At 67.5% G+C, this 17,284-nt stretch carries 18 protein-coding genes; 8 read left to right on the top strand and 10 right to left on the bottom strand.

Going from position 1 to position 17,284, the window contains the following annotated elements; translation table 11 throughout:
- Positions 1-71: 71 nt before the first annotated feature.
- Positions 72-749, bottom strand: coding sequence for an FMN-dependent NADH-azoreductase (locus tag ACZ0AA_RS13455; RefSeq protein ID WP_463513214.1), 678 nt, complete (start codon positions 747-749; stop codon positions 72-74).
- 201 nt (positions 750-950) lie between these two features.
- Here ACZ0AA_RS13455 and ACZ0AA_RS13450 point away from each other — a divergent pair, with 201 nt between their 5' ends.
- Complete coding sequence (locus tag ACZ0AA_RS13450; protein WP_463513213.1) at positions 951-1,358, top strand: winged helix-turn-helix transcriptional regulator; 408 nt, start codon at positions 951-953, stop codon at positions 1,356-1,358.
- Between the two features lie 48 nt (positions 1,359-1,406).
- On the opposite strand, the gene ACZ0AA_RS13445 is transcribed toward ACZ0AA_RS13450, so the two are convergent.
- From ACZ0AA_RS13445 to ACZ0AA_RS13410, 8 genes are all read right to left on the bottom strand, one after another.
- Complete coding sequence (locus ACZ0AA_RS13445; protein ID WP_463513212.1) at positions 1,407-2,162, bottom strand: ABC transporter ATP-binding protein; 756 nt, start codon at positions 2,160-2,162, stop codon at positions 1,407-1,409.
- Positions 2,159-2,956, bottom strand: a complete 798-nt coding sequence (locus ACZ0AA_RS13440; RefSeq protein WP_463513211.1) for an ATP-binding cassette domain-containing protein — start codon at positions 2,954-2,956, stop codon at positions 2,159-2,161. The genes ACZ0AA_RS13445 and ACZ0AA_RS13440 overlap by 4 nt, the downstream gene beginning before the upstream one ends.
- Positions 2,953-3,813, bottom strand: coding sequence for an ABC transporter permease (locus tag ACZ0AA_RS13435; protein WP_463513210.1), 861 nt, complete (start codon positions 3,811-3,813; stop codon positions 2,953-2,955). Before ACZ0AA_RS13435 ends, ACZ0AA_RS13440 begins: the two co-directional genes overlap by 4 nt.
- On the bottom strand, positions 3,810-4,772 hold the full coding sequence (locus ACZ0AA_RS13430; protein ID WP_463513209.1) for an ABC transporter permease: 963 nt from the start codon (positions 4,770-4,772) through the stop codon (positions 3,810-3,812). Before ACZ0AA_RS13430 ends, ACZ0AA_RS13435 begins: the two co-directional genes overlap by 4 nt.
- 52 nt (positions 4,773-4,824) lie before the next feature.
- Complete coding sequence (locus ACZ0AA_RS13425) at positions 4,825-6,318, bottom strand: ABC transporter substrate-binding protein (RefSeq protein WP_463513208.1); 1,494 nt, start codon at positions 6,316-6,318, stop codon at positions 4,825-4,827.
- Positions 6,319-6,347: 29 nt separating this feature from the next.
- On the bottom strand, positions 6,348-7,043 hold the full coding sequence (locus tag ACZ0AA_RS13420) for a DUF1684 domain-containing protein (RefSeq protein WP_463513207.1): 696 nt from the start codon (positions 7,041-7,043) through the stop codon (positions 6,348-6,350).
- A gap of 385 nt (positions 7,044-7,428) precedes the next feature.
- Positions 7,429-8,547: a hypothetical protein gene (locus ACZ0AA_RS13415; protein ID WP_463513206.1), complete on the bottom strand. Its 1,119-nt coding sequence runs from the start codon at positions 8,545-8,547 to the stop codon at positions 7,429-7,431.
- A complete protein-coding gene (locus ACZ0AA_RS13410; RefSeq protein WP_463513205.1) occupies positions 8,544-9,506 on the bottom strand; it encodes a hypothetical protein in 963 nt (320 codons plus the stop codon). The genes ACZ0AA_RS13415 and ACZ0AA_RS13410 overlap by 4 nt, the downstream gene beginning before the upstream one ends.
- Positions 9,507-9,641: 135 nt before the next feature.
- Here ACZ0AA_RS13410 and ACZ0AA_RS13405 point away from each other — a divergent pair, with 135 nt between their 5' ends.
- Together ACZ0AA_RS13405 and ACZ0AA_RS13400 are read left to right on the top strand one after the other, a co-directional pair.
- Positions 9,642-10,655, top strand: a complete 1,014-nt coding sequence (locus ACZ0AA_RS13405; RefSeq protein WP_463513204.1) for a hypothetical protein — start codon at positions 9,642-9,644, stop codon at positions 10,653-10,655.
- Positions 10,656-10,787: 132 nt separating this feature from the next.
- Positions 10,788-11,147 (top strand): hypothetical protein, encoded by a 360-nt coding sequence (locus tag ACZ0AA_RS13400; protein ID WP_400863475.1) that lies wholly within the window; start codon positions 10,788-10,790, stop codon positions 11,145-11,147.
- Here ACZ0AA_RS13400 and ACZ0AA_RS13395 read toward each other — a convergent pair whose 3' ends face one another.
- Positions 11,148-11,681: an Lrp/AsnC family transcriptional regulator gene (locus ACZ0AA_RS13395; RefSeq protein WP_053099313.1), complete on the bottom strand. Its 534-nt coding sequence runs from the start codon at positions 11,679-11,681 to the stop codon at positions 11,148-11,150.
- A 203-nt stretch (positions 11,682-11,884) separates the two neighbouring features.
- Between ACZ0AA_RS13395 and ACZ0AA_RS13390 the strand changes: the two genes are divergently transcribed.
- From ACZ0AA_RS13390 to ACZ0AA_RS13370, 5 genes are read left to right on the top strand one after another with little or no spacing between them, the layout of a single operon-like run.
- Positions 11,885-13,471, top strand: coding sequence for an ABC transporter substrate-binding protein (locus ACZ0AA_RS13390; protein WP_463513203.1), 1,587 nt, complete (start codon positions 11,885-11,887; stop codon positions 13,469-13,471).
- Between the two features lie 14 nt (positions 13,472-13,485).
- Complete coding sequence (locus tag ACZ0AA_RS13385; protein ID WP_053098208.1) at positions 13,486-14,547, top strand: ABC transporter permease; 1,062 nt, start codon at positions 13,486-13,488, stop codon at positions 14,545-14,547.
- A complete protein-coding gene (locus tag ACZ0AA_RS13380; RefSeq protein WP_463513202.1) occupies positions 14,544-15,455 on the top strand; it encodes an ABC transporter permease in 912 nt (303 codons plus the stop codon). Before ACZ0AA_RS13385 ends, ACZ0AA_RS13380 begins: the two co-directional genes overlap by 4 nt.
- A complete protein-coding gene (locus ACZ0AA_RS13375; RefSeq protein ID WP_463513201.1) occupies positions 15,452-16,309 on the top strand; it encodes an ABC transporter ATP-binding protein in 858 nt (285 codons plus the stop codon). The genes ACZ0AA_RS13380 and ACZ0AA_RS13375 overlap by 4 nt, the downstream gene beginning before the upstream one ends.
- The gene (locus ACZ0AA_RS13370; RefSeq protein ID WP_463513200.1) at positions 16,302-17,141 is read left to right on the top strand and encodes an ABC transporter ATP-binding protein; all 840 of its coding nucleotides are present in this window, start codon (positions 16,302-16,304) and stop codon (positions 17,139-17,141) included. Before ACZ0AA_RS13375 ends, ACZ0AA_RS13370 begins: the two co-directional genes overlap by 8 nt.
- The last annotated feature ends 143 nt before the right edge of the window (positions 17,142-17,284 follow it).

Below are 17,284 nucleotides of genomic sequence, written 5' to 3'. Positions count from 1 at the left end.
GCCAGCTGATGATTGTTCGGCGGCGGAACCCGCGGAGTGGTGGGCGTAGGTTTGTGGGGCATGATGTCGTCTCAGCTGTTCGCCAACTGGAGATTCCCAGTTGCGTCGAGCTTGCTGGCGAACGCGGTCGCTGCCGCGGATAGCTCTGATTCAGCAGCCTTGCGTGTGCCGTCAACATCTCCGTTCACGACGGTGGGAGCGAAACGAACATGAGTGGCATCATGGATGCCCACAAAGTTCAGCCAGTCCGCGAAGAACGTGCTGCTGAAATCGGAGCCGAATGCAGCTGGCACGCCCGGCGCATAAACACCGCTGGTGTGAATGGCGAGCGCATGCTTGCCTTCCAGCAAGCCTCGATAGCCCTTCTCCGGGTCGAAGCCAAAACTCCAACCGGGCTGAGTGATGATATCAATCCACTGCTTCAGCGCATACGGCACACCCGAGTTCCACATCGGAATGTTGAAGACGTACGCGTCTGCGGCCGCGAACTGGTCAAACACCGCGCGCGCAGACTGCCACACAACGATCTGTTCCGTCGTCTGCTCCTGGCCAGAGAACACTGCCATCTTGGCGGCTGCCGCCGTCCGACCGAAAACAGGTAGCACTCCATCGTCGAAGAGATTCAGGGTGTCCACCTCGAAGCTGTCCCGCGTGGAATCCTGAACAGAATCTATGAAGTATCGGGCCAGAGCAAGTGATTCACTGTGGACGTAGCTAGGAGAAGCGTTGATGTGGAGGAGGGTAGTCATTGGGCTTCCTTCCGAAGCTCTAGGAAGAGGGCATGTTGTGCCTCGTAGCCGATCCTGACTGATCTCCCCAAATCGCATAAGGGTGCACTCTTCCGTGCCTAAGGAACTTCAACGTGCCTCCAGAAACTGGTTTCCAGCTAGCGTGACACCGCATATGATCTCCCGTGTGCAAGATCAAGGCTCCCCCGAAGAGGCTAGCAGATGACCTACACCGCCGAACAAAAGCGCAACGAAGCACAGAAGAACTACAACGCCTCCTTAGCGCTGTGCCCAGCGCGTCAACTTCTTGAAGCGATCAGTAGTAAATGGGTCACGTTGGTCATGTTGGCTTTGGTAGAAGGCCCGCAGCGCCACAGCAACCTCAGGAAGACCATCCCGGGCGCTAGCCAGAAGATGCTCACTTCGACACTGCGCTCGCTAGAACGCGACGGCCTGATCTCGCGGCGCATCACGGTAACAACCCCCATACGAACCGACTACGAACTGACATCGCGAGGACGCTCGCTGCTCCCCATCGTCTTCGAGATGAAGAAGTGGGCCGAAGAAAACATGCACGACATCGGTGCTTCACGTATGGCTCATGACAGGCACCAACTCGATTTTGGCTAGCCGAGTCAGGGCAGAACAGAATTCTTTCGAGCCTCGCCTGAACGGAACTCAGCGGGGGAGGCGCGGAACGGCGTCGACCAGAGCGCGGGTGTAGGGGTCCTGGGGGGCGTGCAGCACGGATGCGGTGGCGCCCTGCTCGACGACGCGACCGTTCTGCAGCACCACGGTCCGGTCGCACGCCGAGGCGATGGCGGTCAGGTCGTGCGACACCATCACGAGTGACAGGCCGTTCTCGCGACGCAGTCGGTCGAGCAGCTCGAGCACCTGCACCCGCGTGGTGACGTCGAGCGCGCTGACCGGCTCATCGGCGAGCAGCACCCGCGGGCGCGAGACCACGGCCCGCGCGATGGCGATGCGCTGACGCTGCCCACCCGAGAACTCGTGAGGGTAGCGGCGGGCGGTGTCGGCGGGAAGCCCGACGGATTCGAGGGCCTCGGCGATGCGACGCTGGGCGTCGGCACCGGATGCCAGGCGCAGTGACCGGAGCGGCTCGCCGATGATGCGGTCGATCCGCTGGCGGGGGTCGAGCGACGAGTAGGGATCTTGGAACACCGGCTGCACGCTCGCGCGGAAGCGGCGCATCTGCGAGCGGTCCCGTAGCGACAGGGGCTCGCCGTCGAACAGCACCTCACCGTCGCGCGGCCCTGCGAGACCGAGCAGCAGCCGGAGGATCGTCGACTTGCCAGCGCCGGATTCGCCGACGAGGCCGAGTGAGTCACCCTCGTCGAGGCTCAGCGAGACGTCGTCGAGCACCCGCTGGGATCCGTAGGCGAAGCCGGCGCCTCGCAGCTCGAGAAGGCTCATCGCTCACCCTCCGCGGTGTCGAGGAACGCGTCGAGTGCCCGAGCGCTGTCGACCAGCATCCGCGTGTACGGCTCCGTCGGATGCCGCAGCACCTCTGCCACGGCACCCTCCTCGACGACCAGACCATCGCGCAGGACGACGATGCGATCGACCATGCGCGACACGACGGCGAGGTCGTGACTGATGAACAGCAGCGCCATGCCGCGCTCGGCGACGAGGCGCTCGAGCAGGGCGAGCACAGCATCCTGCACCGTCACATCGAGCGCGGTCGTCGGCTCATCGGCGATGAGCAGCTGAGGACGCGCGGCGAGGGCGATCGCGATCGCCACCCGCTGGCGCTGGCCACCCGACAGCTCGTGCGGGTAGGCGCGGGCGAACCGCGGCTCCGACAGCGCCACCTCGTCGAGCGCGGCCGCCACCGCGGAGCGCAGCTCGGCTCCGCGCAGGCCGAGATGACGACGCAGCGGCTCGGCGATCTGCCTGCCGACCCGCATCAGAGGGTCGAGCGCGGTGAGCGGCTCCTGGAACACGATCTGCGCGACGGGTCCACGGAGCGGGCGGAGGTCGGCATCGCGAGCACCGACGACCTGGTGGCCGTCGAGCAGCACCGAACCGGATGCGTGCAGAGCGTCGGGCAGCAGCCCGGTCACCGCGAGCGAGGTGAGCGACTTGCCCGATCCGGATTCGCCGATCAGGCCCAGGCGCTCACCCGGTGCGAGCGAGAACGAGACATCGCGCACGAGTGCGTCGGATGCTGAACGCACGGTGAGGCCGGCGACGTCGAGGATGCTCATCGGCTCCTCCTGCGGGTCGGGTCGGCGAGGTCGCGCAGGCCGTCGGCGAGGAAGTTGACTCCCAGCACGAGAGCGATGATCGCGATGCCAGGCGCGATCGCTCCGACGGGGGCGGTGAGCACGGTGCCCTGGGCTTCCTGCAGCATCCGACCCCACGAGGCGTTGGGCGGCGGCGCGCCGAGCCCGAGGTACGACAGGCTCGCCTCGGCGAGCACAGCTGCCCCGAACTGCAGCGCGAGGCTGACGGCGAGGGTCGGGGCGATGTTGGGCAGCACATGCTGGAACACGATGCCGAGCACGCCCGTGCCGCTGGTGCGAGCGGCGGTGACGAACTGCTCCTGCAGCACGCGCCGCGACAGGATGCGGGTGAGCCGCGCGACGACAGCCGACATCGCGAGGCCGATAGCGAGCACCGCCGACCAGAGCGAGGCTCCCTGCACGGCGACGACGAGCATCGCGAGCAGCAGCACCGGGAACGCGATGACGACGTCGAGGCCCGCGGAGAGCGTGTCGTCGACCCAGGGGCGGGAGAACGCGGCGAGGAGGCCGACGATCGTGCCGAGCACGGCGGCGATCGCGACCGAGCAGGTGCCGACGATGAGCGCGATCCGCGCGCCCCACATCAGCTGCGAGAGCAGGTCGCGGCCGAGGCGGTCGGTGCCGAGCAGATGCAGGGCGCTCGGGCCCTCGAGTCGGCTGCCGCTGGTGTCGGCGAGCGGATAGGGCAGCCAGAACAGCGAGATCAGGGCGATCAGCACGATGGCGCCGGTGAGCACGAGTCCGATGAGCAGGGTCGCCTTCGGACGCTTCCGCACGGGGACGGAGCCGGTGACCAGCTGCTCGGCGACGCGGCTCATCGGTTGCCCGAGACGCTCGTGCGCAGGCGCGGATCGATCAGTCGCTGCACGATGTCGGCGGCGAATCCGACGAGCAGCACGAAGAGCGTGCTGACGACGAGGACGCCCTGGATCACCTGGAAGTCGTGCTGTTCGATGGCCGACAGCAGCAGGCTGCCGAGTCCGGGAAGAGTGAAGACGCTCTCGACGACGACCGCGCCGAGCAGCGTCGTCGACAGCTCGATGCCGAGGATCGCGACGACGGGCACTGCGCCGTTGCGCACTCCGTGCCGCAGCAGGGCCTCGCCCATCCCCGAACCGCCGGCGCGGGCGGTGCGGAGGTAATCGCTGCCGATCACGTCGAGGGTGGCGGAGCGCACGTAGCGGCTGAGGGAGGCGCTCATCACGATCACGATCGTGATCACCGGGAGCGTGAGCGAGCGCAGCGCGTCGGCCGGATCCTCCCAGTCGTCCCGGGGGAAGCCTCCGGACGGCAGCAATCCGAGTCCGAGCGCGAAGATCCAGACGAGCACGACGCCGACCCAGAAGACGGGCACGGCCACGCCCAGCTGCGCGAAGCCCGAGAGCGCGATGCCGTACCAGCGGTCGGACTTCACGGCGGCGGTGATGCCGATCGCGAGCGAGACGAGCAGGGCGACGGCGAAGGAGATGAGCGTGAGGGGGAGAGTGACGGCGAGGCGATCGGCGATATCGGGGCCGACCGGACGCGAGCTCAGGAAGGACTCGCCGAGATCGAAGCGCAGCAGCTGCCCTGCCCAGGTCGTGAACTGCTGCAGCAGGGGCTGGTCGGAGCCGACCTGCGCGCGGGCCGCGGCGATCTGCTCGGGGGTCGCGTTCACCGAGAGCAGTGCGTTCGCCGGGTCGCCCGGAAGCAGACGGAGCAGCACGAAGATCGCGATCATCGCGACGACGAGCGACACCACGAGGAAGGCGAGACGGCGGATCAGATAAGCGAGCATGACTGTTCAGGATGAGGAGGGGGATGCCGACGCGCGGCATCCCCCTCGCGCGTCAGGACTTGACGATGTCGTAGGCGAAGAACTGCGAGTTCAGGCCGTTGACCGGGTACCCGCTGAGGTCACTCGAGGCGACCACGATCTGCGGGTAGAGGTACAACCATACGCTCGCTGCATCCTCGGCGATCTTCTCGTTGACCTGCTTCAGCAGAGCGGTCTGCTCGTCGGTCGTGGCGGCCTGCTCGGCCTCGGCGACCCACTGCTGCACGTCGGCGTCGTTGTAGCCCCAGTAGAAGTCGGGGTTTCCGTACCAGACCACGTCGCGGTCGTTCACGTGCTCCTGCAGGGTGGCCTCGAAGTCCTGCTCCTTGAACACCTTCGTGTACCACTCGTCGGCGCTGATCGTGTTGATCTCGACGGTGATGCCGACCTCGGCGAGCTGCGACTGCAGGAACTCCGCCACAGCGGGGTGCGGGTCGTAGCTCGGGGTGTCGAGCGTGAACGTGAAGCCGTCGGCGTAGCCGGCCTGCGTGAGCAGATCCTTCGAGAGCTCGACGTCGTACGGGTTCACCTTCGTGAGGTCCTCGTACCAGGGGTCGGTCGGCGGCACCATCGAGCCGATGAGCGTGCCGTAGTCGCCCCAGATGGACTCCAGGAGCTTCTCGGTGTCGATCGCCGAGTAGATCGCCTTGCGCACGAGAGCGTTGTCGAACGGGGCGACGCGGTCGTTGAACGCGAGCAGCTCCTTCGTGGTCGAGGTGCCCTCGCTGACGACGTAGTCGTCGGAGTCGAACTGCGTGAGCGAGTCGGGGCTCTGCACGCTGGTGATCACGTCGATCTCGCCCGTGACCAGAGCGTTGTTCTCGGCCGTGGCGTCGGTGAAGTAGGTGTAGACGACCTCGGCGTTCTTGGCGGGCTCGCCCCAGTAGTCGTCCCAGCGCTCGAGCGTCAGGGTCGACCCCTTCTTCCACTCGTCGAGCGTGTAGGGTCCGGTGCCGTCCTCCGTGCCGGTGATGTCACCGGCCTCGTCGTTCACGACCCAGACGTAGCTGAGGTTGTAGAGGAACGAGATCGACCGCTGCGACAGCGTGAAGACGACCGTCTGGTCGTCGGGCGTCGCGATGTCGGCGATGGTCTTGAAGCTCGACTTGCGGGCCGAGACCGAGTCCTCGGCGGTGACGGCCTCGATGCTCGACTTCACGTCGGCGGAGGTCAGCGGGTCGCCCGAGTGGAACGTCACGTCGTCGCGCAGCGTGATCGTGTAGGTGAGGCCGTCGTCGGACACCTGGGCGTCTTCGGCGAGAAGAGGCTCGACCTCGCCGTCGTCGGTCAGGCGGTAGAGGCCTTCATAGACGTTGCCGGTCAGGGCCTCGGTCACGCCCTGGCCGCCGCCCTGGGTGTTGCTCAGGTTGGTCGGCTCGTACAGCGACCCGATGAAGATCGTGGCGTCTTCGCTCGAGGTGTCGTCGGTGGCTCCCGAGGCGCAGCCGGCCACGAGGGCGAGCGTCGCGACGGCGCCGAGCGCGCCGAGGATTCGGGTTCTTCTCATGAGTGCTCCCAGGGTGAGGGTGTGCGGCGTCACGCCGCGTAGATGTCGAAGCCGTCGCGGAAGACGACGTTCTTCTCGCCTGCTCGGATAGGCAGGGGGAAGCGGTTGGATGCCGGCGGCAGCGGGCAGTTGTACTGGGCGCTGAATCCGCAGGGCGGCACGAAGGCGCGGTTGAAGTCGAGCACCACGGTTCCCTCGTCGTCGCGCAGCTCGACGAACAGGAAGCGACCCGACCCGTAGGTCTCGGAGCCGTTGGTCTGGTCGCCGAACACGAGCAGCAGCGTGCCGCCGTCGTCGAAGGCGGCCAGGTCGTACTCGCGGCCGTCGAGCTCGAAGTGGATGTCGCCGGGGACGACGAGTTCGCGCGTGCCGCCGTTGTCGCGGATGTGCTCGAACGAGACGCGGCGATCGCCGGACACCGGGGTGAAGTGTCCTTCGAGCACCCACGCGGGGTCGTAGTCGTAGGTGTCGATGCGATCGAAGGCGCGGATCGCGGGTGCATCGGCATCCCAGACGCGCAGCCCGTGCTCGGCCGCGCCGGTGTCGATGTTCGTGCGCTGGATCGGCGTCACGGTCACCGTGTCGGATGCCGCCTGCTGCTCGGCGTCCAGATCGGGGGCCTCGCCCGTCCAGCGGGTTTCGATCAGGGCGAGGTTTCCGGTCGCCGAGGTGACGGAGGCGCGGCGCTCGGCCTGCCAGTGGGTGTGCTCTTCGCGTTCAGACATCACCTTCCATTCTCTTGCATGCAGGTGGGGGTGGGGCCGACTCCGTCACCCGAGGTAATGCGCGACCTCACCCCGGAGGGGCCTTCTCGAGCATGCACGAATGCAGCAGAGGAATGAGGCTGCAGGCCCTCATTCCGCACGTTTTTAGACGCGATGCAACGTGTTCGGTCGAGTCTCTTCCACGCAACGGAATGCAACGTATGCCGGTATACCATTACTCATATACGCGCAGAGTCGTCAGTCCCCAGCTGACCCGCGCGTACGGACGGTTCGACCGTCCTGCGGAGGGAGTGTCAGATCTCCTTCTGATCCCGAGGGGGGATGGGGTGGGAACGCTGATCCCCAGTCAGCACCCACCCCCACAACCCGCCCTCGGGGGTCGCGCTCAGAACGATCTGGACCAGAACCAGAACAGCGCGAATCCGATCACGAAGACGATCGGCACCCACTGGAAGCTGCGCTTCAGCCTGCGCCCTTCGTGCGCGACGCCCGGCGGTGGCGAGAGCAGACCGGCCGGCGGAGCGAACGGAAGCCGCTCGCTCGCCGACTGCGGTGCGACTCTCGACGAAGCTGCCGCGGCCGCCGTCGGGTTCTCGAGCACCAGCCGCTCGTCTCGCCAGCGCTCCCACTGGTCGAGCTTGGTGATCACGGCTCCCACTGCGCCGAACAGCCACGCCCAGGTCGCCGGGTCGAGCGTCGAGGCCCTGCGTTGCGTGTAGAGGAAGAGCCAGTCGTCGACGATCTCGACGTCGAGCTCGGCGGCGTTGTCGATGAACCGCGCCATGATGTCGGGCGTGAACAGATAGAGGGCGTCGCGTTCGTAGCCCTCGGGGCAGTACAGCGTGAAGTACTGGTCGAAGTCGCCCTCCAGTGAAAGGCGCTGCTCCTTCTGGAACGACGCGGGCAGGTTCGACCCGAATCCGTTGTTGCCCTTGGCGTCGAGCACGATGTTGGGCAGCGGAACGTCGAGCTTGACGGCGACATAGCCCCAGCGGTGGGTGGTGGAGTTCTTACCCGATCCGGTCGTGTACTGGTAGTTGCCGAACTCGACGAAGCGGGGCTGCGTGCCGCGCACGAGATCGGTGGCCTCGCGCGAGCGACCGAGGCCGAACAGCATGCCCGGCAGGGCAGGGTTCGCGACCTTGGCCTCATACGCCATGCCGTTCGCCCTGGCGAAGGCGTCGAGCCGGTACCGCGCGACGCGGGAGCGCCGCAAGCCCAGGACGGCGATCGTGATCCCGACACCCACAGCCGCGAGGATGCCGAGGCCGACGAACGAGGATGATCCCCGATCGGTGAACAGCGAGGCCATGGTCGCGCCGACGAACGTCAAGGCGACGACGAACACGAGGCCGAAGACCACGACCGCAATGATCGTCGTGGCCGAGAGGCCCGTCGCGCCCCGCGAGCGGAGCTCGGTGTTGAAGGCGCTGACGGCCCGTGGATCGACGGGATCGGTGAGCGGGCGGGCGTCGAACGATGGGGCCGGCTGCGGTGCGGTCATCGGTTCACCTCGTCGGAATCCCAGGTCAGTTCGGCATTCTCGGGGATCGGGAATGCCTCGAGCCGCTGATCGGCGCAGATCGCGGCGACCAGCTCGGCAGACCCTGCGACGATCGTCGAGTCGTAGTCGATCTCGCTCACCATCACCCAGGCGTGGTCGTCGGGCCACAGGATCGCGGGGCTCTGCGCTGACGGAGCGAACCCGTGCTCCTCGCCCGGTCGGTCGCGCCACGGCACGTCGAGAATCCAGTCCGCGCGGGCGAAGTCGCTCACCGCGCCTCGGAACAGCACGTGATCGCGGTTCAGCAGCTGCAACCGCGGCCCCTCCGAGACCTCACGCGACAGGATGCCCTCCTGCCAGGTCTGCTTGCGGAACGCGTTGTTGAGAGGATCGCGGATGCTGCGGTCGAGCATCGCCTGGTGATTCGGGTCGTCACTGAAGGTGAGGAAGGCGCGGGAAGGGCCGTGCCCCATGTGGCCGACCAGACCGCCTCGACCTTCCCAGAGCGCCGCGAAGCCGGCATCCGGAGTCGTCGTGTGGTCGACCAGAAGCGACGAGATGGATGAGAGCATCTCGGGCGTCAGATCGCCCTCGATCGGGGCCGTGAACTCTCGACCGTCGGGGGAGAGCCGGAGATTCCAGTCACCGTCCATCGGAGTGCGCACTATGCGCTGCCACTGCGCCAGGGGATGCAGAGTCGTGCCGAAGGCGGATGCCGTCTCGGCCCAGGTCGCAGGCTCATCGATGAACTGATCGAGGACAGCCTGCCGCTCCGCTTCGGCCATGGCGTCGTACTCGTCGTAGGTCGGCACCGGCCGGTCGGGGAGAGAGCGCACGATGCCGGGATGCAGGATGCGGGCGTAGGCCGGGAAGCCATGGGGCACGACGGAGTGCATCGTCGCGTTCCATGGGTCGTCGAGTCGCTCGCGCAGCCAGTCGCCGGCCGAGGTGTCAGACATCCAGTGCATGCGACCCACGGTACCTGCGAGATATCGGTTCACCTGCTCGCGCGGCGGAGGGGCCAGAATATGCGGAGGGGTGCGCGGATCGCCGAAGTCGGCCGTCGCGCTGAACGATGTTCGGGAGGGCGTCTGATGGTCGGTGGGGTCTCTGTGGTGCCGGACGAGCGGGTCTTCCGCCGTCACCCGGCGCGCGCGGTGGTGAGCGCAGTGGTGGTGTCGGCCGCGCTGTCGGCCGCGGCGCTGTTCATCCTGCCCCAGTTCCTTCCGCGCCGGATGGACATCTCGACACGCGGAACGATCGTGCTGGTGGTGGCGATCGCGTTGACCCTCGTCGTGTTCGCGTCGATCTTCTGGCTGCGGAACACGCGAGTCGTCGTGCGATCTGACAGCGTCGAAGTGGGTCGTGCCGGCAACCGTGAGGTGTACGACCGGGCCACCACCGGCTTCCGATCGAAGATCACCGAGCACCGCACGAACGGACTCCGCAGCGGCATCACCCGCGCGCTGATCATCTACACGAGCGGTCGCGAGATCACAGTCGAGCTGGCCGGTTTCACACGCTCGACCTTCAACGACCTGATGGCGATGCTCAACCCGATCGCGCACCCACCCGTGGCGGATCCCGTCGAGGCGGCGCGCGCCAGGGCACAGCTTCCGTCATCCTTCACGGTCGATTCCTCTGGCGAGCGGCGCCTCGCTTCAGGGCTCGCGATCGGAGCAGCGGTCTCGCTCGTGGCCGCAGTGGCGGTCGCCATCGTCGCCGCATCGCCCGGTTTTCTCGACAGCGAGCTCTCGGCACTCGTGCTGATGGTTCCGTTCGCGGGCCTCGCCGGCATCGGCCTCGCGATCGGGGCCGTTCTGCGCCGGCGCGTGCTGAAGGCGATCCCCGCCCGCATCGAGGTCAGCCACCACGGCATCCGGCTCGATGATGTCGATCTGCCGTTCGCCCAGCTGACCCGCATCTGGCTGACCCCCACCGGCTATCCCGTCAGGCGCGTCAAGTTCGAGCGAGCGGCAGGCAGACCCTCGACGCACATGCTCGGATCCTCGCGGGTGCAGATGACGCCTGACTACTCCGACTTCCTGCTCGCGGTGCGCGCCGAGACCGCGCACCTGCCCGAACTCCTTCGACTCGACCTCGAATAGCGTCAGACGAAACGCCGCGGGCGTCGGGGCCTGCGGCTGTTTCGTCTCGCCCGGTCTGCTCCGCGAGTGGGCCGGGAAGACGCTTGCCGGGGCGGCTTCAGCGCACCCCGAAGTGCCCTCCATAATCGGAGGGTGAGCACGACTGCAACCATTCCCTCGCTCGACGGCCGCCGGTTCCGGATGGTCTCCTCGACCACCTCGGCTGTCGACCCCGAGTCGCCCAGCGAGTTCGTCTACTGGGAGAAGGACGGGGCGATCTGGGGGGACTACTCCGGTGACACCGTGACCTTCGGACGCTTCGTCGGCACCCGCACCGGCGACACCATCTGGGTGTCGTTCGTGCACGTGCTCGTCTCAGACGGCGCCGTGGTGACCGGAGACGGCGAGAGCCGGCTCGAGCTCACCGATGACGGTCGCATCCGACTCGTCGAGCACTACGAGATGCACGGCCTGCCGCAGCTGAGCGTCTGCGAAGAGGCCGCAGCCGCCTGATCAGCGCGGCGGAAGCATGTCGCGACCCGGCGTCGCGGGCGTCCATCGAGTCATTCCCAGCGGTGTCGCCAGGTCGCGCTCGGGCAGGTCGCTCGGCAGCAGGAACGACCGGCGGATCACCTCGTCGAGCACGACCACGCTGACGACGGTGCGCACCTCCGGAAGCTGGGCGATGACGCCGGTCGTGAACTCGTGCACACCGCTCACGTCGACGGCGCGGATCAGCAGCATGGCGTCGTGCTCGCCCGTGGTGATGGCGCACCACTCGACATCGGGCATCTCGAGCACGCTCTCTCGGAACGACGCCCAGGCCTGCGGGTGCACCGTGACGAAGACGAGCGCCCCGATCGACAGCCCTGCCTTGGACTGGTCGACCCGCGCGCTGAACCCGGTGATGACGCCGTCCTGCATCAGCGTCTCGACGCGCGTGTACGCGTTCGCGCGGGAGATCCCCACGGTCTCGGCCAGTGCGGCGATCGAGATGCGACCGTTATCACGCAGTGTCTCGAGGATTCTGTATCCGATGTCGTCCAATGGGGCGGCACTTCGTCCAGATTGCCTCGTGGCTTCGTCGCTCTTGGTGGACACAATGCTCCTCACGGGCGGGGTCTTGGACAGACTGTGATGGCGTCTGCATTCTTGCTGGACACATAGTCCCATACAATGCGAATCTGATCACCGGTCGTCCACCCGGCGTCGACCGAACCCGATGAAACTCCTCGCCCCTGGAGGCCCATATGTCGTCACGTCGCAGCACGTCCGTCATCGCGATCGGAGCCGTCGCGCTCTTCGCTCTCGCCGGTTGCTCCGGTGGCAACTCGGCGAACAACGGGGGAGAATCCTCCGGTTCCGACTCGCTGGTCATCGACACCGCGTTCTCGATCGAGACAGCTGACCCGGGTCACACCTACGACCCGACCGGCAACATGATCGCCAAGGCGCTCTACGAGACCCTCGTCGACTTCGAGGGCTCGGACGTCTCGACCCCCGTCCCCGGCCTCGCGTCGTGGGAGCAGAACGACGAGGCGACCGAGTTCACCTTCACTCTCGAGGGCGACCGCGTCTTCTCCGACGGCTCGCCGATCGAGGCGAAGGACGTCGTCTTCACCCTGCAGCGCATCCAGGGCATGACCGACGCCAAGCCGAACTTCCTCCTGGGCGGCCTGACCATCACCGAGGTCGACGAGAAGACGATCTCGATCACCTCTGAGACGCCGCTCCTGCAGCTCCCCGCGATCCTCGCCAACCCGGCACTCGGCATCGTCAACTCCGACGTCGTGATCGAGAACGGCGGAACGATCGACGGCACCGACAGCGCGCAGGAGTTCCTCGACGGCACCTCCGCCGGTTCCGGCCCGTTCGTGCTCGACACGCTCGACCTCTCCTCGCAGGTCGTGCTCACCAAGAGCGACGAGTACAACGGCGACGAGGAGGCCGCCTACGGTCGCGTCGTCGTGCGCAACGTCTCGGAGAGCGCCACCCAGCTCGCGAACCTCAAGGGCGGCGACTCGATGGTCGCCATGGACCTCAACGGCGACCAGGTCTCGGGCCTCGGCGACGGACTGAACGTCGAGTCCGTGCCGTCGGGTCAGACCATCTTCCTGCTGCTCAACCAGTCCGAGGCTGTCGCGGGTGATCTCGCGAACGTCAAGATCGCCGAGGCGATCCGCTACGCCCTCGACTACGACGCGCTGCTCGAGCTCGCGGGTGCCGGCGCCGTTCAGGCGACCGGCGTCATCCCGCCCGGATTCGAGGGTGCCCTCGACAGCGGCGTGGAGCAGGACCTCGAGAAGTCGAAGGCCGCCCTGGCGGAGGCCGGCTACACGGGTCAGACCCTGAAGCTGCAGTTCCCGAACGACTACCCGGTCGGCGGCGTGGAGTTCACCCCGCTCGCCGAGCGCGTGCAGGCCCAGCTCGAGGATGCCGGCATCGCCGTCGAACTCGCGCCTGCCCCGTTCGCCACCGAGCTCGACGCGTACGTCAACGGCACCGAGGGCTTCGGCCTGTGGTTCTGGGGACCGGACTACGCCGACTCCGCGAACTTCCTTCCGTTCGCTCCCGGACTGAAGGTCGGTCTGCGCGCCGGATGGGCGGCTGAGGCCAACCCCGAGATCGCGGGCATCGCAGCAGGCGCCGCGGCCGCGACCGATGAGGCCCAGCGCAGCGAGGCCTTCACCTCGTTCGCCGAGGCGATGCAGACCGAGGGTCCCTTCGTTCCGCTGATCGTCCCCGGTCGCAACATCGCCACGGCGGATGCCGTCACCGGCGCCGTGTACAACTCGGTGTGGGAGATGGACATCGCCGAGATCACGCCCGCCGGCTGATTCGGGGCTGACTCATGACGACGGTGGCCGTGCGGCGGCAAGCACAGCGTCGCAGGTCGCCGCTCGTCGGATACCTGCTGCGCCGGATCGGCACTTCGCTGCTCCTGCTCGTGGGGGTCACGATCGTGACCTTCGCGCTGACGAACCTCGTGCCCGGCGACCCCGTGTCGGCGGCACTGGGCGAGGGAGCATCGCAGAATCCCGAGACGCGCGAGGCGTTCATCAAGGCCCAGGGCCTCGATCAGCCGCTGTTCGTGCAGTACTTCATCTACATGGGGAACCTCCTCCGCGGAGACCTCGGCACGTCGCTGGTGACCGGTCGCCCGGTCACCAGCGACCTGGCCACCGCGGTGCCGGCGACGATCGAGATCGCGATCGGCGCCATCATCCTCAGCCTCGCGGTGAGCGTCGTGCTCGGCACGCTCGCGGCCTACCGCCGGGGACTCGTCACCGACCAGGTCATCCGCATCGTGACGCTGATCGGCCTCAGCGTGCCGACCTTCTGGCTCGCCCTCGTCAGCTTCTACGTGTTCTTCCTCGAGCTGCGGATCGCGCCCGGATCCGGTCGCATCTCCCCGTCGATCACCCCGCCACCGCGCATCACCGGGCTCTACACGGTCGACTACCTCCTCAACGGAGACGGCGTCGGGTTCGCCGACGCGCTCGCGCACCTCGCTCTGCCGGTGATGGTGCTGTCGCTCGTGACGATCGGACTGCTCACCCGCTTCATCCGCACCTCGGTGCTCGAGGTGCTCGGCAGCGACTACGTGCGGGCGGCCCGTGCCAAGGGTCTTCCTGCGATGCGCGTGATCCTCGACTACGTGCTCCGCGGAGCCTCCCTGCCGATCCTCACCGTCGTCGGCGTCGCCTTCGGATCCCTGCTGTCGGGCACCGTGCTCGTCGAGTCGGTGTTCGCGTGGCCGGGTCTGGGTACCTACGCCTACAACTCGGCGGCGAACCTCGACCTCCCCGGCATCATGGGCGTCGGCCTCGTCGTCGGATTCATCTACCTCCTGATCAACTTCGTCGTCGATCTGCTCTACGGCGTCCTCGACCCGAGAGTGAGGATCGCATGAGCCGCATCGACTCGGCATCCGGCCCCTGGCGGTTCCGGTTCCGCTGGCCGCGCGCGTGGCGCACACCTCTCGGCGTGATCGGCACCGTGATCGCGGGCGCGTGGATCATCGTCGCGTTCACCGCGCAGTGGTGGGTGCCCTACGGCCCCAACGCCCAGGTGCTCCCGCGACTGCAGGCGCCGGGCATCGACACGCTGCTCGGCACCGACGGCAACGGGCGCGACATCTTCTCGCGCCTGATGACGGGTGCGACGGTGAGCCTTCCGCTCGCCCTCATGCTCGTGATCGCCGCGATGATCATCGGCACCGTGATCGGTGCCGTCGCCGGGTACTTCGGCGGCTGGGTCGATGAGACGCTGATGCGCATCACCGACCTGTTCATGGCGTTCCCGACCGTCATCCTCGCGATGGTGGTGGCGGCATCCCTCGGACCGTCGCTGTTCAACGCGGTGATCGCGGCGATCGTCGTCTCGTGGCCGCAGTACTCACGCGTCACTCGCAGCATCGTGCTCGGACTCCGCGGCCAGAACTACGTGATCGCCGGTCGTCTGCTCGGCCATTCGCCGCTGCGGACCCTGTTCGTCGACATCCTGCCGAACATCGCCGGCCCCGTGCTGGTGCTCGCGACGCTCGACATCGGAGCCGCGATCCTGCTGCTCTCGGGCCTCTCGTTCCTCGGCCTCGGCGCGCAGCCGCCGACCGCGGAGTGGGGATCCATGATCTCCGCGGCGATGCAGAACTTCGACGCGTGGTGGCTCGGGGTCTTCCCGGGACTGGCGATCCTGACCGTGGTGCTCGCCTTCAACTTCCTGGGTGACGCGATGCGCGACATCCTCGACCCGACGGCCGAGGTCACGCACGAGAAGCAGGCCGAGCACGTGGCCTCCGCGAAGGGAGCGGCAGCATGAGTGCTCTGAGCATCCGCGACCTGACGATCTACATCGGTCGTCCGCTCGTGCACGGCATCTCTCTCGATCTCGAGGCCGGTCGCATCCACGGTCTCGCCGGAGAATCGGGATCGGGCAAGACTCTCACGTCGCTCGCCGTGCTCGGGCTCCTGCCCCGGCAGGCGCGCACCGGCGGATCCATCACGCTCGCGGGGGAGGAGCTGGTCGGCATGCGCCGTCGCGCCCTCAACCGCATCCGGGGCAAGCGCATCGCCATGATCTTCCAGGACCCGTCGGCGTCGCTGCACCCGCAGCTGCCGATCGGTCGGCAGCTCACCGACCACATGCGCGTGCACCTCGGCCTTCGGGGCGCCGCGGCCACGGCGAGGGCCGTCGAGCTGCTCGAGACCGTGCAGGTGCCCAACCCGGATGCCGCGCTCAAGCGCTACCCGCACCAGTTCTCGGGCGGTCAGCGCCAGCGCATCGCGATCGCCTGCGCTCTCGCGTGCGACCCCGAGGTGCTGCTGGCCGATGAGCCGACCACTGCACTCGACGTCACGGTGCAGGCCGGCATCCTCCGGCTGCTGCGCGACCTCGCGACCGAACGAAACCTCGCGGTGCTGCTCGTCACGCACGACCTGGGTGTCATGAGTGCGATCGCCGACGAGGTCGCCGTGATGAAGAACGGGCAGATCGTCGAGCGAGCCGACCGCGAGACGCTGTTCCGCGACCCTCAGCACGAATACACTCGCACGCTGCTCGCGGCGCTGCCCGGGTCGAAGCTCGCGATCGCGGATGCGGATCCCGCTCTGCTCGATCCGGTGCTGTCAGATGCTGAGCAGTCGGATGCTGAAGAGGAGGCCAGAGATGAGTGAGATCGCCGTCCTCGACGCGCAGGGCGTGGTCGTGCGCTACCCCGGAAGCCCGCCGGTGGTCGCCGTCGACGGAGTCTCGCTGACCGTCGCCCCCGGAGAGACCGTCGCGCTCGTGGGCGAGTCGGGCAGCGGCAAGTCGAGCCTGGCCCGCGCGGTCGTCGGCATCGAGAAGCTCGCCGGGGGAGAGGTGCGCTTCCGGGGCGAGCCCGTGAAGCCGCTCGGCATCCGTCGACGCGACCTCGCTCTCACCGGCATCCAGATGGTGTTCCAGGATCCGTCGACGTCGCTCAACCCGCGGCGCCGCGTGGGCGACCAGATCGCTGACGGCATCGCCACCGCGCGCGCTCGCGGCGCCGAAGGATCGACCGTCGCCGAGTGGCTCGAACGGGTCGGGCTTCCGACCGAGGTCGCCACGCGCTTCCCCCACCAGTTCTCGGGTGGACAGAAGCAGCGGCTCGCGATCGCCCGTGCGCTCGCGGCTCGACCGTCGCTGCTCGTCGCCGACGAGCCGATCTCGGCTCTGGACGCATCGACCCAGACGAGCGTCGCCGGTCTCATGCGAGACCTGGTCGCCGAGTCCGGCGCGGGGATGCTGTTCATCTCGCACGACCTCGCCGTCGTCCGGCGCATCGCCGACCGCACCTTCGTGATGTTCGCCGGTCGGGTGCTCGAAGCGGGCGCCACCGATCGCGTGTGGTCTGCGCCGCAGCATCCGTACACTCAGGCGCTGCTCGCGGCGATCCCGGAGCCCGACGGAGCCGGCCGCATCCCGGTCGCACCGTCGACGAACGAGCGCATCATCTGGTCTGAGGTCGCACCCGTCATCGACTGACGCGCGCCTCGGGCGCCTGCGTCCGCGGTCTGCAGCCACTCGGCTGGTCGGGCTGACTTCGCCGTGTTGGGCTGACTTCACCGTGTTGGGCTGACTTCACCGTGTTGGGCTGACTTCACCGTGTTGGGCGGATCCTGCGGTGT

This window comes from Microbacterium sp. AC035 (assembly GCF_979258485.1).
This window is presented reverse-complemented; position numbering and strand designations above follow the sequence as displayed.

What these genes read in the sequence shown, in the direction of transcription:
- ACZ0AA_RS13455 (WP_463513214.1), bottom strand. Translation starts at nt 749, where the DNA reads ATGACTACCCTCCTCCACATCAACGCTTCTCCTAGCTACGTCCACAGT.
- ACZ0AA_RS13370 (WP_463513200.1), top strand. Translation starts at nt 16,302, where the DNA reads ATGAGTGAGATCGCCGTCCTCGACGCGCAGGGCGTGGTCGTGCGCTAC.
- ACZ0AA_RS13385 (WP_053098208.1), top strand. Translation starts at nt 13,486, where the DNA reads ATGACGACGGTGGCCGTGCGGCGGCAAGCACAGCGTCGCAGGTCGCCG.
- ACZ0AA_RS13380 (WP_463513202.1), top strand. Translation starts at nt 14,544, where the DNA reads ATGAGCCGCATCGACTCGGCATCCGGCCCCTGGCGGTTCCGGTTCCGC.
- ACZ0AA_RS13375 (WP_463513201.1), top strand. Translation starts at nt 15,452, where the DNA reads ATGAGTGCTCTGAGCATCCGCGACCTGACGATCTACATCGGTCGTCCG.
- ACZ0AA_RS13445 (WP_463513212.1), bottom strand. Translation starts at nt 2,162, where the DNA reads ATGAGCCTTCTCGAGCTGCGAGGCGCCGGCTTCGCCTACGGATCCCAG.
- ACZ0AA_RS13440 (WP_463513211.1), bottom strand. Translation starts at nt 2,956, where the DNA reads ATGAGCATCCTCGACGTCGCCGGCCTCACCGTGCGTTCAGCATCCGAC.
- ACZ0AA_RS13435 (WP_463513210.1), bottom strand. Translation starts at nt 3,813, where the DNA reads ATGAGCCGCGTCGCCGAGCAGCTGGTCACCGGCTCCGTCCCCGTGCGG.
- ACZ0AA_RS13430 (WP_463513209.1), bottom strand. Translation starts at nt 4,772, where the DNA reads ATGCTCGCTTATCTGATCCGCCGTCTCGCCTTCCTCGTGGTGTCGCTC.
- ACZ0AA_RS13450 (WP_463513213.1), top strand. Translation starts at nt 951, where the DNA reads ATGACCTACACCGCCGAACAAAAGCGCAACGAAGCACAGAAGAACTAC.
- ACZ0AA_RS13425 (WP_463513208.1), bottom strand. Translation starts at nt 6,318, where the DNA reads ATGAGAAGAACCCGAATCCTCGGCGCGCTCGGCGCCGTCGCGACGCTC.
- ACZ0AA_RS13405 (WP_463513204.1), top strand. Translation starts at nt 9,642, where the DNA reads ATGGTCGGTGGGGTCTCTGTGGTGCCGGACGAGCGGGTCTTCCGCCGT.
- ACZ0AA_RS13390 (WP_463513203.1), top strand. Translation starts at nt 11,885, where the DNA reads ATGTCGTCACGTCGCAGCACGTCCGTCATCGCGATCGGAGCCGTCGCG.
- ACZ0AA_RS13420 (WP_463513207.1), bottom strand. Translation starts at nt 7,043, where the DNA reads ATGTCTGAACGCGAAGAGCACACCCACTGGCAGGCCGAGCGCCGCGCC.
- ACZ0AA_RS13410 (WP_463513205.1), bottom strand. Translation starts at nt 9,506, where the DNA reads ATGTCTGACACCTCGGCCGGCGACTGGCTGCGCGAGCGACTCGACGAC.
- ACZ0AA_RS13415 (WP_463513206.1), bottom strand. Translation starts at nt 8,547, where the DNA reads ATGACCGCACCGCAGCCGGCCCCATCGTTCGACGCCCGCCCGCTCACC.